Here is a 14589-nt window from a genome sequence, read left to right as displayed (position 1 = left end):
CAAGGACGCCGTTGGGAGAGGGGACGTCATGCCAGCGAGCAAGGCAGAGGGTGTCGGCCCCGTGCGAGAGGCTGACCGGCCAGACGGGACGGTGCCAGGCGAGAGGCCCGTCTCGTCATCTGACGCCAGCTTCCTTCGGGCGGAGAACGAGGACGACGACGGCTACGACCCCTACTCGGACCGTCCCGCCCCGCGCGAGCCCCTCTTCGACGCCGACCCCTGGGGCTAGGAGGGTCTCCGGCCGGCAGGAGGGTGCCGCCGTCGCCCGTGAAGCGCGCGTCAGATCGTCGGGGGCATCCCGTCCGGCCTACCTGGTGGAGAGCAGCCTCAGGATGATGAGGGCGACCACCACGAGCAGGGCCACCACGACGATGAGCGAGAGCACCGAGCGCCTGCGGCGGCTCCTCTCGCGCGACGAGAAGATGGAGCGCCGACCCTTGGGAATCTCGAGGTACTGGCCGTAGCGGCTGTTCTTGATCCTGCCCATGCCGCCGCGCGAGCGGCGGTACTTGGACGCGCCGGAGAAGACTTTGCCGCTCACGGCGACGTTTGAGTCGTGGGCGTAGCCGCTGGCGGAGGCGCCGTCCTGTCCGAGGTCGTCGATGGCGGCCTGGGAGCGGTGCGGGGCGCGCTGCCTCACGTAGGGCACGCGGGCGGCCACGGGCTGGAAGGTGGTGGCCGCGAAGTCGCCCTCGCCCGTCTCGCCCGTGGCCTCGGTCCCACCTTGGGTTGCCGAAACGACCGACGGCCGGGCCTCGGTCGCCGCCGTCTTGGGCGTGCCCTCCTCATTCGTTGCGTTGTTGGGAAGGGGCTCCCGAAGACCCTCGTCAAAGCCCTTGTCCATGGAGCACCTCCGCCGCCGTGGCACGCAAAGCCCGTACACATCAATGGCAGTCATGATAGAGCAGGTGAGGCCTGCCAAAGTGTCATGCGCGATAGCTACATCTAACGTCTAACGCCATCTTCCTTCGTAATACCTAATTTATTCTGACTTAGATTTGCTAAGCAAACTCAACTAAGAAAATATTGACTCGAGGTATAAGGTCACGCCATGAGGGGCATATATACCAACGAGAACAAAGGGTGTCTACCAGGGCATCCGCAAGCAGAAGGAGTGGTAAAGATGACGAACCTCATCCCTTACACCAGCTATGACAGGGCCCTTCGCAGGGCGTTCCCCTTCAACGCGTTCGACGACTTCTTCAACGCGCCGCTGGCCAGCCTCTCGAGCGATGCCGCATTCAAGATGAACGTCGAGGACGCCGGCGACAAGTACGTCGTCTCGGCCGAGCTCCCCGGCGTGAAGCGCGAGGACATCGACGTAGAGCTCAACGAGGGTCGCCTCTCGGTCTCGGTCGAGAAGAAGGAGACCGAGGAGGAGAAGGGCAAGAACTACCTCCACAAGGAGACGAACGAGTGGCAGGCCACCCGTGGCGTGTACCTCAAGGACGCCGCGATCTCCGGTCTCTCCGCAAAGCTCGACGGCGGCGTGCTCACCGTCAACGTCCCCAAGCAGGAGGAGAAGGCCAACGTCACCAAGATTTCGATCGACTAGCTCGAATCGGGGTTTGGCCAGGTTTGATCTGCTGACATAGCGAGGTGGGGGAGGCGATGCCACGGCGTCGCCTCCCCTTTTTTGTGTCCAGGAACCTCTCGCCTGGAATTTGGGGCGGCTCGCCCAGTTTTGACCCCTGGCGGAAGCCATCCTGGCGCTCACTCCCTAGTATTTCTAGACTGTTAAACGTCATTCAAATTGTCATGGGCCAGCCAATCAAAAGGCCGTTGCATCGGCTGGCACCTCCAGTTCGCATGCGGCCGCCCGTGACATGCCATGGAGAGGAGAGCGCGACGTGAGGGCATACGAGAGACTCCTTGACTACGTCGTCGTGCGCACGCCCAGCGACGAGGGGAACGAGGCGCACACCCCCAGCAGCCCCGAGCAGTTCGAGCTCGCGCGCATGCTGGTGGAGGAGCTCAGGGGGTTGGGCGTCACCGACGTCCGCCTGAGCGACGACTGCTTCGTCTATGCGAAGGTACCGGCGACGCCAGGCCTCGAGGACAGGCCCAAGCTGGGGCTCATCGCCCACATGGACACGGTCTCGCAGTTCTGCGACCACGAGATCCGTCCCCAGCTTACGCCCGACTACGACGGTGGGGACCTTCCGCTCTTCCAGAGTGGGCGCACGCTCGCGGTGAGGGACTTCCCCCACCTGCCCACCCTCAAGGGCCGCACGCTCATCACCAGCGACGGGACGACGATCCTTGGCGCGGACGACAAGGCGGGCATCGCCGAGATTATGACCGCCCTCGAGACCCTGCTCGCCGAGGGCATCGCCCATGGCCCGCTGCGCATCGCCTTCACCCCTGACGAGGAGATAGGCTGCGGCGTGCACAGCTTCGACGTCGAGGGATTCGACGCCGACGTCGCCTATACCTTGGATGGCGACACCGAGGGCGAGATCCAGTACCAGAACTTCAACGCCTGCGAGGCCAGCTTCGAGGTCACGGGCGTGAGCGTGCACCCGGGCTCCGCCAAGGACGTCATGGTGAACGCCGTCCTCCTCGCCTGCCAGATCAACGGTATGCTCCCCGCCTTCGAGACCCCGCGCCACACCGAGGGCTACGAGGGCTTCTACCACCTGCTCCAGATAAACGGCGACGAGGCCCACGCGAGCCTCTCGTACATCGTGCGCGACCACGACGCGGGCTCCTTCGAGGCGCGAAAGCAGACGCTGCGCCACATCGAGAAGCTCATGAACGAGGAGTGGGGCGAGGGAACGGTCACCCTGACCATCAAGGACGAGTACAAGAACATGGCCTCGGTCATCGACGGCTGCATGTACATGATCGACAACGCGAAGCTGGCCGCGGAGCGCGCCGGCGTCAAGCCCGACGTGTCGCCCATACGCGGGGGCACGGACGGCTGCCAGCTCTCGTACCGCGGGCTGCCCTGTCCCAACCTGGGAACCGGCGGCCACGGATATCACGGTCCCTACGAGCACATCACGGTCGAGGGCATGGATGCCGCCACGAGGATGGCGGTCGAGCTCGTGAGGGTCTTTGCCGGGGAATAGCGGTCCGAGCGCGGGGGTTGCATCAGGGGCCGCCATGAGGGCGGCCCCTTTGGACGAAAGGGGTCTTGCTATGGCAGAAGAGGCGATGGTCGAAGCGGCTACAGAGGGGGGCGCGCCCAAGAAGAGGGACAAGCTCCACTTCCCGACCGCGATCACGGTGCTCTTCATCGTGATGCTCTTCGCTGCGGTGCTCACCTGGGTCGTGCCGGCGGGTGAGTACTCGAAGCTCAAGTACGTCGCGGACGACGACGTGTTCTCGATCACCAACGCGGACGGCACGACGGAGGAGCAGCCCGCCACGCAGGAGACCCTCACTAAGCTGGGCATCTCGGCGAACGTCGAGAGCTACCTCGACGGGTCCATCTCGAAGCCGACGGCGATCCCCGGCACCTACCAGCGAGTCGACCAGAACCCGCAGGGCGTCGTGGAGTTCCTTCTCGCCCCGATCAACGGTGTCTACGAGTCGATCGACATCATCCTGTTCGTGTTCTTGCTGGGCGGTTGCATCGGCGTCCTCAACCACATGGGCGCCCTCACCGCCGCGGTCGCCGCGCTCTCGCGCGTGACGAGGGGGCGTGAGTGGCTGCTCATCATCGTGCTGACGCTCATCATCGTTGCGGGCGGGACCACCTTTGGCCTCGCGGAGGAGACGATCGCCCTCTACCCGATCCTCATGCCCGTATTCATCGCAGCGGGCTATGACGCGATGACCTGCATCGCCGTCATCTTCATGGGCTCCTGCGTGGGCACCATGTATTCGACGGTCAACCCCTTCGCCATCGGCGTCGCCACTAAGGCGGCCGGCATCTCCATGGCCGAGGGCATGTCCTGGAGGTTCGTGGCGCTCGCCATAGGCACCGTCATCTCGCTCGCCTACGTCATGCGCTACGGGCACAAGGTTCGCCTCGACCCCTCCAAGTCCGTCGTCTACGACTTCAAGGAGAGGATCGAGGAGCGCTGGGGCCAGAGGGGTGAGGCTCCCGAGTTTACCACGCCCATGAAGGTCTCGCTCGCCGTCTTTGGCGTCTCGTTCGTCGTTCTGGTCTACGGCATCGTCGCCCACCAGTGGTGGTTCGACTACATGACCGCCGTCTTCCTAGCCTGCTCCATGATCCTCGCCTTCACCTGCGGCCTCGACGAGGAGGTCTTCATGGACGAGTACATCGGCGGCTGCGGCGACCTCATGAGCGTCGCGCTGGTCGTCGGCGTCGCCCGTGCGGTCAACATCCTGCTCGAGAACGGTCTCATCTCTGACACCATCCTGTACTTCTTCTCGGGTGCCATCGCGGGGATGAGCCCCGTGCTGTTCATCATCATGATGCTGGTCGTCTACATCATCCTGGGCTTCTTCATCAACTCGTCCTCCGGCCTCGCCGTGCTCTCGGTGCCCATCATGGCGCCCCTCGGCGGCGCGGTGGGCGTCTCGAAGACGGCCATCATCTCGGCCTACAACTACGGCCAGGGCCTCATCTCGTACGTCACGCCCACGGGCCTCATCCTCGCGTCCCTTGCCATGGTGGACGTGCCCTTCAGCCGCTGGTTCAAGTTCGTGACGCCGCTCTTGGTCATCACGGTCCTGCTCAACGCGCTGCTGCTCGTGGCTCAGGTCCTGGTCTAGCGGAGGCGGGGCCTCGCGTCGGGGCTTTGTGCGACGCGGGTATCATAGGGTTCCCAAGGGGCCCGGGCGACACTGGGGCGTCCGGGCCCCATGCATGGCCCGGCGTGCCCGAGCTGGGCCAAGACGAGGCTTGGAGGGCCCGTGACCAGCGTCATGCGCAGATATGCAAGCGTTCGGGGAAGGGGCGGCCGCCCTGGCCCCGCGGCCGACGACGAGGCACGCGCGCCCGTCGTGCTCATGGTCTCGGGCGGTGCGGACTCGACGGCCCTCCTGCTCCTGGCCGTGGGCTCCGAGCTCGACATCGACGACGGCCACGGCCGCGCGCGCATCGCCCGGGAGCGCCTCCACGTCCTGCACGTCAACCACCAGCTCCGTGGCGACGACGCCCTGGGTGACGAGGCCTTCGTGCGCGGGCTCTGCGCGGAGCTTGGCGTCCCCTGCACGGTGCGTAGGGTGGACGTGGCCGGCCTTGCCGCGCAGGCCGGTTCCGCCGGCGGCAACATAGAGAACGTGGGGCGAGAGGAGCGCTACCGCCTCGCCGGGGAGCTTGCCAACAGGCTCTCGGCAAGCTTGGGCACGCCGCGCTCCGCCGCGCGCATACTCACGGCGCATACCGCGAGCGACCGGGCGGAGACCTTCTTCATGAACGCCATCAGGGGCACGGGCACCTCCGGCCTCTCCTCCATACCCCGCCGCCGCAACCGCATCGTGCGCCCACTCCTGGAACGCACCCACGAGGAGCTCTGCGAGCTCCTCTCGCTCAAGGGGATCGCCTGGAGGGAGGATGCGACCAACGCGGACACGCGCTACCTTCGCTCCTTCGTGCGCCACGAGATCATGCCCGTTGCGCTGGGTCGCAACCCCCAGCTGGTCAGCGCCCTCTCAAACACCTGCGAGATTCTCTCGGACGAGGACGCCTACCTGGGACAGGTGGCCGCCCGCAGCTATCGCGAGCTCGTGAGACGCTCGGGCGAGGGGGTGGTCGCCTTGGACGCCCGCCGCCTCGGCGCGGCCGACGTGTCCATAGCCCGGCGCGTGGTGAGGCTCGCCATCCTTGGCCTGAGCCCCGCGGCACGCATCGAGTCCGCGCAGGTGGCAAGGGTCTTGCGCATCGTGGCCCAGGGATGCGGGTCCTGCAACGTGAGCTTGGGAATCGACGCGCGCGTCGAGTACGGCCTGCTCTTCCTGCGCGTCCCCCGGCGCACGGCCTCGGTGGGCCCGGCATGGCTCGACGTCCCGGGAAGCGTGCGCCTCCCCGACGGTCGCACCATCTCCGCGCGCCTGGCGTCGGTTCCGGCGGGCTCCTCCCCTGAAGAGGTGGCCCGCGCCCATGCCCTGGAATGGGGTGGCCGCTCGGTCTATCTCGACGCCGTGGCCTGCGGCGTCTCTCCCTCGGGGCAGGGGAGGCTGTGGGTGGACGCCCCCGCGGCGGGAGACGTCATGTGCCCCCTGGGCATGCACGGCCAGTCGAAGAAGCTCTCCGACCTCCTCAACGAGGTGCACGTACCCGCGGCCGACCGACCGGGAGTGCCCGTGGTGAGGAGCGGCCCCACGGGCCAGGTGCTCTGGGTCTCTCCCCTTCGCTGCGACGAGCGCGTGCGCTGCGTGCCCACCACCCGCCTCGTCCTCGAGCTCGCCCTGAGCTAGCACGTAAGAGCGCGCGGCCCGTCACGCGCGAACGCACGCTTCGTGTGGCGCGCCCGTCACGCGCGAAGCGCCCACGCTCCAACGCACGCCTCATGCGACGCGCACGCGGAAGAGCACGGACGCCTTCGCGTTTGCCCAGTTGTCAGTCGGGACATCCGTGCGTTCGAGCGTAGTGAGCGAAAGTTGCGTGCGTTCGAGCGTGGCGGACGAGAGGGGCGAGCGTTTGAGCATGCCGGCTAAGCTGCGCCTGCGTTACGTCGCACCCAACGGGGGCGGTCGCGCCCCGAGGGCGTAGTACCATAGGCGCATACGTCCAGCCAGCCGGCAAGACCGACTGACGCACAGGAAGGGCAAGGTCCATGGCAGACGAGCTCACCGCCGACATCAAGAGCGTCATCCTCACCGAGGACCAGATCAGGGGGATCGTCCAGCGCATGGGCGCAGAGATCAGCCGCGACTACGAGGGACGCAACCCCCTCATCGTCGCCGTGCTGCGCGGCGCCTTCGTGTTCACCGCGGACCTCCTGCGCTCCATCACCATCCCCTGTGAGGTCGACTTCATGGCGGTCTCGAGCTACGGGGATGGCGTGAAGAGCTCCGGCGTCGTGCGCATCATCAAGGACCTCAGCACCAAGGTCGAGGGTCGCGACCTCATCATCGCGGAGGACATCCTCGACTCCGGCCTCACCCTGAGCTACCTCGTCGAGCTGCTCAAGGGCAGGGGTCCCAAGTCCGTCAGCGTGGCTGCCTTCTCCATCAAGGACATCCCCAACCACACCCCCGCCATCAACCCCGAGTACGTGGGGGCGCACGTCCCCAACGAGTTCATCGTGGGCTATGGTCTGGACTATGCGGAGAAGTATCGCAACCTTCCCTACGTGGGGGTGCTCAAGCCCGAGGTCTACCAGGGGTAGCCTCCAGACCCTTCCAAGGAGCCCAGCCAAGTGTCAGACAACAACAACGGCCTCGATCCCTCGCGCCCGCCCATTCCCGGGCAGGAGGGTCCGGGGGGACGCCGTCAGCCAGCCATCATCGCCGCCCTCATGATCGCGTTGGTCGCCTACGTCGCTTACACCGCCGGTCAGTCGATGCTGGGGGCGAGCCAAGCGGACACCCTCACCACCAACGCCTTCGTCACCGCGGTCAAGGACGAGCGGGTGAGCGACGTCACCTACAAGACCTCCGACGGCAGCCTGAGGGGCAACTACCGCCATGACGGCAACGAGCAGAGCCGCTTCGTGAGCTACTACGTGGGTGCCGACAGCCTGCAGGAGCTCATGGCGCAGCATCCCGACGTGAGCTTCACCATCGACACGTCGAGCTCCGACCTGCTCCAGACCATCCTGGTGTCGATCGTCCCCACGGCGGTCATACTCGCCTTCATGATCTACTTCACCAGGCAGATGCAGGGCCAGAACGGACGCTCCATGAACTTCGGTCGCGCCAACAGGGCGCGCACGACGGAGGAGACCCGGCCCAAGGTGAAGTTCTCTGACGTGGCGGGCATAGACGAGGCGGTAGAGGAGCTCAAGGAGGTCCGCGACTTCCTGCGCGAGCCCGAGCGCTACCAGAAGATGGGTGCCAAGATTCCGCGTGGCGTGCTCCTGGTGGGTCCCCCGGGCACCGGCAAGACCTTGCTCGCCAAGGCCGTGGCCGGCGAGGCGGGGGTGCCGTTCTTCTCCATATCTGGCTCAGACTTCGTCGAGATGTTCGTGGGCGTTGGCGCGAGTCGCGTGCGCGACCTCTTCAAGCAGGCGAAGGAGTCCGCCCCCTCCATCATCTTCATCGACGAGATCGACGCTGTGGGACGCCAGCGCGGCGCTGGCTTGGGTGGTGGCCACGACGAGCGCGAACAGACCCTCAACCAGCTGCTGGTCGAGATGGACGGCTTCGAGGAGAACCAGGCCGTCATCCTGGTCGCCGCGACGAACCGTCCCGACATCCTGGACCCGGCGCTGCTGCGCCCCGGACGCTTCGACCGGCAGGTCACCGTCGACCGCCCCGACGTCAAGGGGAGGGAGAGGATCCTCTCGGTCCACTCCCAGAACAAGCCCCTCAAAAAGGACGTCGACCTCAAGCGGATCGCCAAGCTGACGCCAGGCTTCACGGGTGCCGACCTCGCCAACCTCATGAACGAGTCCGCGCTCCTCGCCGCCCGCCGGCACAAGGACCGCATCTCGATGGAGGAGGTGGAGGAGTCCATGGAACGCGTCGTCGCCGGTCCCGAGAAGAGGGGCCGCGTGATGACCCAGAAGGAGCGCGTTACCATCGCCTACCACGAGTGCGGGCATGCCCTGGTGGGGCACATACTCGAGAACTCCGACCCGGTGCACAAGATCAGCATCATCAGCCGTGGTCGTGCCCTGGGATACACCCTGCAGCTCCCCGAGGAGGACCACTTCCTCGAGACGCGCGACGGCATGCTGGACCAGATCGCCGTCTTCCTGGGGGGACGTACGGCCGAGGAGCTCTTCTGCGAGGACATCACCACCGGCGCCAGCAACGACCTCGAGCGGGCCACCAAGATGGCGCGCGAGATGGTCACTCGCTACGGCATGAGCGAGGAGCTGGGCACGCAGGTCTTCGGCGAGGCCCAGCACGAGGTCTTCCTGGGGCGCGACTACGCGAACCACAACGACTACGCCGCCGAGACGGCCAAACGCATCGACGACGAGGTCGAGCGCATCATGCGCGAGGCCCATGGTCGCTCGCGCGCGGTGCTCGAGGCGAGGCGCAGCCAGATGGAGACCATGGCCAAGGTGCTCCTTGCGCGCGAGACGGTGGAGGGCGACGTGGTCAACGCCCTTCTGGACGACCGCTGGGCGCAGTACGTCCTCGAGCACCCGGAGGTCGCGGTGGACTCGCCGCTCGGCGGTGACGAGTCTGTGACGGAATCGTCGCCCGTCCTCGGCGGCGAGTAGTCTGCAAGCTGGCGGCGCGGCTCATGCCGCGCCGTTCCCATATCGCGAGGCCGCGCCGGTCGACCGGTGCCGTGGAGGGGAGCGGTCGTGTCCATCAACCAGAAGAGCTACGAGTACGGGACCTCCAAGTCCAGCATCAGGGAGATCGCCGCCTACGGCGCCCAGCGCAAGGCGCAGATAGGGGCCGAGAAGGTCTTCGACTTCTCGCTGGGCAACCCCTCCGTGCCCGCGCCCGAGGAGGTCCGCCGCTCCATCGAGCGCTCCCTGGAGCTCCCTCCCGTGCAGCTGCACGGCTACACCCCCGCCGCAGGCCTCGTCGAGGTCAGGCAGCGCGTCGCGGAGTCGCTCAACCGACGCTTCGGCTGCGACTACGGGGCGGGCGACCTCTACATGACCTGCGGTGCCGCCGCCTCGCTCAGCATCAGCTTCAACGCGCTGGTCGATCCCGGCGACGAGGTCATCGTCATCGCCCCCTACTTCCCGGAGTACCGCGTCTGGATCCAGACCGCCGGGGCGTCCTGCGTCGAGGTCATGGCGGACCCCCAGACCTTCCAGGTGGACACGGAGGCCGTGTGCGCCGCCATCACGAGCCGCACCAAGGCCGTGGTGGTCAACTCGCCCAACAACCCCGTCGGGTCGGTCTACTCCCGCCAGAACCTCGAGGAGCTGGCGGACGTGCTTCGCGAGCGCGAGAGCGCCCTGGGGACCGCCATCTACCTGGTGTCCGACGAGCCGTATCGCGAGATCAGCTACGGCTGCGAGGTGCCTTGGATCCCCTCCTTGTACGACCGCAGCGTCGTCTGCTACTCCTACTCCAAGAGCCTGAGCCTGCCCGGCGAGCGCGTGGGCTGGGTGCTGGTCCCCAACACCAACCCCGACCACGACGAGCTTGTCCCCGCCATCGCCGGTGCCGGCCGCAAGCTGGGCTTCGTCTGCGCGCCGGCGCTCTTCCAGCGCGTGGTCATGGACTGCGTGGACGTCCCGAGCGACGTCGCCGCCTACGAGCGCAACCGCAAGGCGCTCACGGAGGGGCTCTCGGCGCTTGGCTACGAGTACATCGAGCCGCAAGGCGCCTTCTACCTCTGGGTGAAGTCCCTGGAGCCCGACGCCGAGGCCTTCTTCCAGAAGGCGAAGGCCCTGGAGCTCCTGCCCGTCCCGTCAAACAGCTTTGGCTGCGAGGGCTGGGTGCGCGTGGGCTACTGCGTGAGCCACCAGACCATCGTCGACTCGATGCCGGCATGGAGGCGCCTCGCCGAGCAGTATGCCCGGGGGGACGCGTGAGCTGGGAGCGCATCTGCCAGAACTGCAGCTTCTGCCAGGCAAAGACGGGGCTCCTGCGCACGCGCGGCGTCTGCGTCGCCCCAGACGGCAGAAGGGGAGAGGTGCATGCGTCCGACGCCGCCTGTCCCGCCTTCAGGATGACGCCCAAGGCGGGCTTCGGCCTCAGGGGACGCTGGGGCGAGGGCGTCTCGCGGTCGAGGGAGGCATCCCGTGCGGACGAGCCCGCGGCGCGGGCGGCAACGCGCCTCTCGCTTGCCGGGGGCGCTGCTAAGCTGGGAGGGTCTTCCAAGAGAGGAGCCCCCATGCTTCAGCTGGCCTGTGACGTCCACACCCACACCCTCTATTCGCGCCACGCCTACTCCACCATAGAGGAGAACGTGCGGGCGGCGGCGGAGCTGCGCCTCGAGCTGCTGGGGTCGACCGACCACTACTCCTCGATGCTCTTCTCCGAGGTTGGCAGCATGGAGCGTGCGCAGGGCTACGACCTGCGGGACTTCCAGTACTTCATGAACTACGGCGCCTGGCCGCGCGTGTGGCGAGGCGTGCGCCTGCTGCACGGCTGCGAGGCGGACGTCGTGGACCTCGACGGCCACCTCTTCGGCCATGACGTGCCCCTCACGCACGAGATAAACGGCAACCCCCTGCACCGACAGCTCACCCTCAAGGAGCGCGTCTTCCAAGGCTGCGACTACGTTATCGCCTCGGTGCACTGCGACGAATTTGCACGTGGCGCAAGCCTGGCGCAGACGACCCGGATGTACGTGCGGGCCCTCGAGGACCCCAAGGTGTTGATCCTGGGACACGCGGGACGTGCCGGCGTGCCCTTCGACGTGGGCGAGGTGCTCGCCGTGGCGCGCGAGAAGGGCAAGCTCGTCGAGATAAACGAGGCGACCCTTGCCAGCCACCCATCCGCGACGAGCACCTGCCGCAGGCTAGCCGAGCGCTGCGCGGAGGAGGGGGTCATGATCTCGACGGGCACCGACTCCCACATCTCGTGCGGGATAGGCCACTTCGACCACGTCCGCTCGATGCTGGAAGAGATCGGCTTCCCGCGCAAGCTCGTCGCCACGCGCGACGCCGAGACCTTCCTGGGCGTACTGGAACGGGCCGTGGGCACGAGCGTCGAGGTGTAGCTGAGCACCTCGTGCTGGGGGGCGCTGTGTCCCACCTCGTGCCTAGCCCAGGCGTACGCGTATCACCAGCCCGCCGTCCTCGTAGCGCGCCTCGACCCGCCATCCGTGCAGTTCGAAGACCTCGCGCGCGAGTGCGAGCCCTATGCCGCTGCCCCCCGCGGCGTCGGTCCTGAAGCGGTCGAAGAGGGCGTCGAGGTCCCGTGCGGCGGGTCGCGCGCAGTCGTTCCACACGACGAGCTCCCCGTTTCCAAGGAAGACGCGCAGTCGTGACCTCGCATGCCTGATCGCGTTGGTCACGAGGTTGTCGAAGGCGCGCTCGAACTGCCTCGCGTCGACCTCCGTCCGGATGGTGTGAAGGTCGAGCGACACGTCCAACTGGCGAGAGGCGACCGCCCCCTCGAAGGGCACGAGGCAGTCCTCCACGAGTTCGGCGAGGTCGAGCCTCTCGCACTCTAGCATGACCGCTCCACCCTCGAGCCTGCTGATGTCAAGCAGCTGGCCGACGCCCTCCGACATCTTGCGCACCTCGCCCAAGATCACCGCTCCCGCCTGCCTGTCATCCGCGATGACTCCCTCCCGGAGTCCCTCGGCATAGCCGCCGATTGCGGCAAGGGGGGTCTTGAGCTCGTGCGAGACGTTCTCGTAGAAGGTCCTCACCGCTCGCTCGCGGGCCTCGACCTGCCTCCCCTGCGCCCAGCCGGCGGCTGCGGCGCCTATGGTCGAGAGGAGCATGATGCCCAGAAGGAGCAGTCGCACCTGACCTGCCAGCGCCTCCTCGCCGGACACGTCCACGTAGGCGAGAAGCACCTCCGCGCCCTCATCCGACACAAGGCCGGCCTCGGTCTGTGGCGCGGGAATCGTTCCCTGGACCTTGAGGTAGCACTCGAGCCCATCCCGTTCCACGCGCACGAGTCGACCGGTCTGGTCGCGATGCTCCGATGCCCAGCTGGCGGCGAGCCTGTCAAGCGGCGTGTAAGGGTTGCCGTCCGATTCGTCGAGCTCCCACTCGGCCGTCAGCGCGAGGGGGATTGCAACGCGTGAGGGCTCCCCCTCCTCGTTGCCATCGCCCAGGAGGGCGTCAATCGCCTGCTCGGAGCCGTCGCGCATCTGCGCCTGCACGAGCTGGCCATAGGCGAGAACCACCACCAGCAGCGCGGCGGCGACGCAGCCCGCGAAGAGCAGGGCAAGCCGGAGGGCAGGACGCATGTTGCCGGCCCTCGGCCACCTAGCGCGGCGCATGAGCATCCCCCTCGCCCGCATCCACGAGGTGGTAGCCAAAGCCCCAGACCGCCTTCACGCCCACGCGGCTGCCGGCACCTCGCAGCTTCTGGCGTACGCGGCGTGCGCACTCGTCGGTGACGCGGGTCTCCACCTCCGCGTCCATCCCCCAGACCCTCCGGAGGAGCTCCGCGCGAGAGACGGGCTCCCCCGCCGCCTTCACGAGCACCCTCAGGAGCGAGAACTCCATCATCGTGAGGCGCAGCTCCCTGTCGCCCACCTCCACCACGTGCGTGGCGTCGTGCAGCACGAGGTCGGCGAAGCGCAGGGTGCCGCCTTCCTGTCCGCGTGACATGTTCGCCCTCCTGAGCAGGGCCCTCACGCGCATGACCAGCATGGAGGGCGAGAAGGGCTTGAAGAGGTAGTCGTCGCCCAAGGCGAGCCCGGTGATGTAGTCCATCTCTGACTCTCGGGCGGTGAGGATGACGATGGGCACGTCAGAGACCTCCCGGAGCTGGCGGCAGACCTCGAGGCCGTCCGTCCCCGGCATCATGACGTCGAGGATGACAAGGTCGGCGGGACGCTCGAGGAAGCGCTCGCGAAGGGCGTCTCCGATGGCAAAGCAGCTCACCTGATAGCCCGCGCCCTCGAGGAAGGCGCGTTGGACCTCGAGCAGGTTGAGGTCGTCGTCCGCCACGTAGATGAGCTCCGCCATCAGCCACCTCTCTTGGGACGAAAAGGGGCTGTCCCCGCAGGGCCAGCCCCGATTGTACGTTACGCACCACCAGTCGCGAGGTCCTAGAAGACGTTGCCGGCCTTCTCCATGTAGCCATCGAGACGCTGGTAGAGCTCGTCGAGCTCCTTGTAGACATCCTCCTCCTCGTTGTCGTTCAGGACGGCCTCGTCCTCGAGCAGCCTCTCCTCCAGCTGGTCTATGCGGGAGGCGTTCTCCTTGAGCGCGGACTTGGCCGCGTCGTCGAGCGAGCCGTCAGCGTCGATCGCCTCGTCGAGCGCTGCCCTCCAGGCCTTGCCCTCGAGCTCGTCCATGCGCTCGTACTGCTCGTCGCCGAGCCCCCTCTCGCCCGTCATCCCCATCCAAAGGCCCTTGAGCTCGGAGCGCTCGGCGTCGCTCAGGCCCTTCAGGCGCCCCACCGCCTCCTGGGCGTCCTTCTCGGTCATGCCCTGGGACATAGCCCGCGCCTCCTCCTCCGTGAAGGCGCGGGCGTCGGTGCTGACGTCGTCCTCGCTGATGGACTTGGTCTGGCAGTCCCCGCAGGCCTGGCAGCCCTGCGCTCCCTGGGCGCTCTGGGCGCGGGCCATCGCCAGGGTGGGGAGGGCGAGCGATCCCAGAAGCCCCGCGGTGCAGATTGCCGTTGCCAGCTGACGCTTGCCCTTGCTTCCCTTGGTCATGTCGATCACTCCTTTTCTTGGCTCCTCATCATTTCTAGTGGCTACCACTCCCCGGGGCGCCTCCCCACCGCCGGGGCGCGCGCCGTGGCCGGGGCGACGGGGGGCGTCCGCGACCGCCCGGGCGGGGGGCCGGCCCCCAGGGGGCCGGGTCGGGCCGCCGGCTGGGTCGTGCGCTCGGACGTCCCGAGGACGAAGGCGGTCGCGAGGGCCGTGCGCGAGGAGGGGGAGGGCATCCTCGACTGGTTCCCCCGCAACGCAGCAAACGCGATCCCGGAGGGGCCCGGCTC

The 14589-nt window shown here is 67.3% G+C and carries 14 protein-coding genes; 10 read left to right on the top strand and 4 right to left on the bottom strand.

Features of this window, described 5'->3' with window-relative positions; all coding sequences use genetic code 11:
- Positions 1-28: 28 nt before the first annotated feature.
- Positions 29-229 (top strand): hypothetical protein, encoded by a 201-nt coding sequence (locus HMPREF1868_RS07045; RefSeq protein ID WP_062531475.1) that lies wholly within the window; start codon positions 29-31, stop codon positions 227-229.
- Between the two features lie 78 nt (positions 230-307).
- Here HMPREF1868_RS07045 and HMPREF1868_RS07040 read toward each other — a convergent pair whose 3' ends face one another.
- A complete protein-coding gene (locus tag HMPREF1868_RS07040; RefSeq protein WP_062531474.1) occupies positions 308-844 on the bottom strand; it encodes a hypothetical protein in 537 nt (178 codons plus the stop codon).
- 279 nt (positions 845-1123) lie between these two features.
- Here HMPREF1868_RS07040 and HMPREF1868_RS07035 point away from each other — a divergent pair, with 279 nt between their 5' ends.
- The 8 genes from HMPREF1868_RS07035 (at position 1124) to HMPREF1868_RS07000 (ending at position 11674) form a co-directional block, all read left to right on the top strand.
- The gene (locus HMPREF1868_RS07035; RefSeq protein ID WP_062531473.1) at positions 1124-1555 is read left to right on the top strand and encodes an Hsp20/alpha crystallin family protein; all 432 of its coding nucleotides are present in this window, start codon (positions 1124-1126) and stop codon (positions 1553-1555) included.
- Positions 1556-1850: 295 nt separating this feature from the next.
- Complete coding sequence (pepT, locus tag HMPREF1868_RS07030) at positions 1851-3074, top strand: peptidase T (protein WP_062531472.1); 1224 nt, start codon at positions 1851-1853, stop codon at positions 3072-3074.
- A 70-nt stretch (positions 3075-3144) separates the two neighbouring features.
- Complete coding sequence (locus HMPREF1868_RS07025) at positions 3145-4692, top strand: YfcC family protein (protein WP_082719579.1); 1548 nt, start codon at positions 3145-3147, stop codon at positions 4690-4692.
- 141 nt (positions 4693-4833) lie between these two features.
- Positions 4834-6339, top strand: coding sequence for a tRNA lysidine(34) synthetase TilS (gene tilS, locus HMPREF1868_RS07020; protein WP_062531471.1), 1506 nt, complete (start codon positions 4834-4836; stop codon positions 6337-6339).
- A 359-nt stretch (positions 6340-6698) separates the two neighbouring features.
- Positions 6699-7253, top strand: coding sequence for a hypoxanthine phosphoribosyltransferase (gene hpt / locus HMPREF1868_RS07015; protein WP_062531470.1), 555 nt, complete (start codon positions 6699-6701; stop codon positions 7251-7253).
- A gap of 30 nt (positions 7254-7283) precedes the next feature.
- Positions 7284-9260 (top strand): ATP-dependent zinc metalloprotease FtsH, encoded by a 1977-nt coding sequence (gene ftsH / locus HMPREF1868_RS07010; RefSeq protein ID WP_062531469.1) that lies wholly within the window; start codon positions 7284-7286, stop codon positions 9258-9260.
- Between the two features lie 87 nt (positions 9261-9347).
- Entirely contained in the window at positions 9348-10541 is a 1194-nt protein-coding gene (locus HMPREF1868_RS07005) for a pyridoxal phosphate-dependent aminotransferase (protein WP_062531468.1), read from the top strand.
- Positions 10538-11674: a phosphatase gene (locus tag HMPREF1868_RS07000; RefSeq protein WP_197414971.1), complete on the top strand. Its 1137-nt coding sequence runs from the start codon at positions 10538-10540 to the stop codon at positions 11672-11674. Before HMPREF1868_RS07005 ends, HMPREF1868_RS07000 begins: the two co-directional genes overlap by 4 nt.
- A 42-nt stretch (positions 11675-11716) precedes the next feature.
- Here HMPREF1868_RS07000 and HMPREF1868_RS06995 read toward each other — a convergent pair whose 3' ends face one another.
- The 3 genes from HMPREF1868_RS06995 to HMPREF1868_RS06985 all read right to left on the bottom strand — a co-directional run bounded on the left by HMPREF1868_RS06995 (position 11717) and on the right by HMPREF1868_RS06985 (position 14302).
- Positions 11717-12880, bottom strand: coding sequence for a sensor histidine kinase (locus HMPREF1868_RS06995; protein WP_197414970.1), 1164 nt, complete (start codon positions 12878-12880; stop codon positions 11717-11719).
- 19 nt (positions 12881-12899) lie between these two features.
- On the bottom strand, positions 12900-13607 hold the full coding sequence (locus HMPREF1868_RS06990; protein WP_062531466.1) for a response regulator transcription factor: 708 nt from the start codon (positions 13605-13607) through the stop codon (positions 12900-12902).
- 83 nt (positions 13608-13690) lie between these two features.
- Positions 13691-14302, bottom strand: coding sequence for a hypothetical protein (locus tag HMPREF1868_RS06985; RefSeq protein WP_062531465.1), 612 nt, complete (start codon positions 14300-14302; stop codon positions 13691-13693).
- Between the two features lie 84 nt (positions 14303-14386).
- Between HMPREF1868_RS06985 and HMPREF1868_RS10040 the strand changes: the two genes are divergently transcribed.
- A partial coding sequence (locus HMPREF1868_RS10040; RefSeq protein WP_231782276.1) for a hypothetical protein occupies positions 14387-14589 on the top strand: 203 nt, incomplete at its 3' end.

Source organism: Olsenella sp. DNF00959, from assembly GCF_001553055.1.
Taxonomy (GTDB): Bacteria; Actinomycetota; Coriobacteriia; order Coriobacteriales; family Atopobiaceae; genus Olsenella_I; species Olsenella_I phocaeensis.
The sequence above is the reverse complement of the archived record's forward strand: the minus strand, read 5'-3'. Positions and strand labels throughout refer to the sequence as shown.

Excerpts from the sequence above, each read along its gene's own strand:
- HMPREF1868_RS07045 (WP_062531475.1), top strand. The coding sequence starts at position 29 with ATGCCAGCGAGCAAGGCAGAGGGTGTCGGCCCCGTGCGAGAGGCTGAC.
- HMPREF1868_RS07040 (WP_062531474.1), bottom strand. The coding sequence starts at position 844 with ATGGACAAGGGCTTTGACGAGGGTCTTCGGGAGCCCCTTCCCAACAAC.
- HMPREF1868_RS07035 (WP_062531473.1), top strand. The coding sequence starts at position 1,124 with ATGACGAACCTCATCCCTTACACCAGCTATGACAGGGCCCTTCGCAGG.
- HMPREF1868_RS07025 (WP_082719579.1), top strand. The coding sequence starts at position 3,145 with ATGGCAGAAGAGGCGATGGTCGAAGCGGCTACAGAGGGGGGCGCGCCC.
- hpt (WP_062531470.1), top strand. The coding sequence starts at position 6,699 with ATGGCAGACGAGCTCACCGCCGACATCAAGAGCGTCATCCTCACCGAG.
- HMPREF1868_RS06995 (WP_197414970.1), bottom strand. The coding sequence starts at position 12,880 with ATGCGTCCTGCCCTCCGGCTTGCCCTGCTCTTCGCGGGCTGCGTCGCC.
- HMPREF1868_RS06990 (WP_062531466.1), bottom strand. The coding sequence starts at position 13,607 with ATGGCGGAGCTCATCTACGTGGCGGACGACGACCTCAACCTGCTCGAG.
- HMPREF1868_RS06985 (WP_062531465.1), bottom strand. The coding sequence starts at position 14,302 with ATGACCAAGGGAAGCAAGGGCAAGCGTCAGCTGGCAACGGCAATCTGC.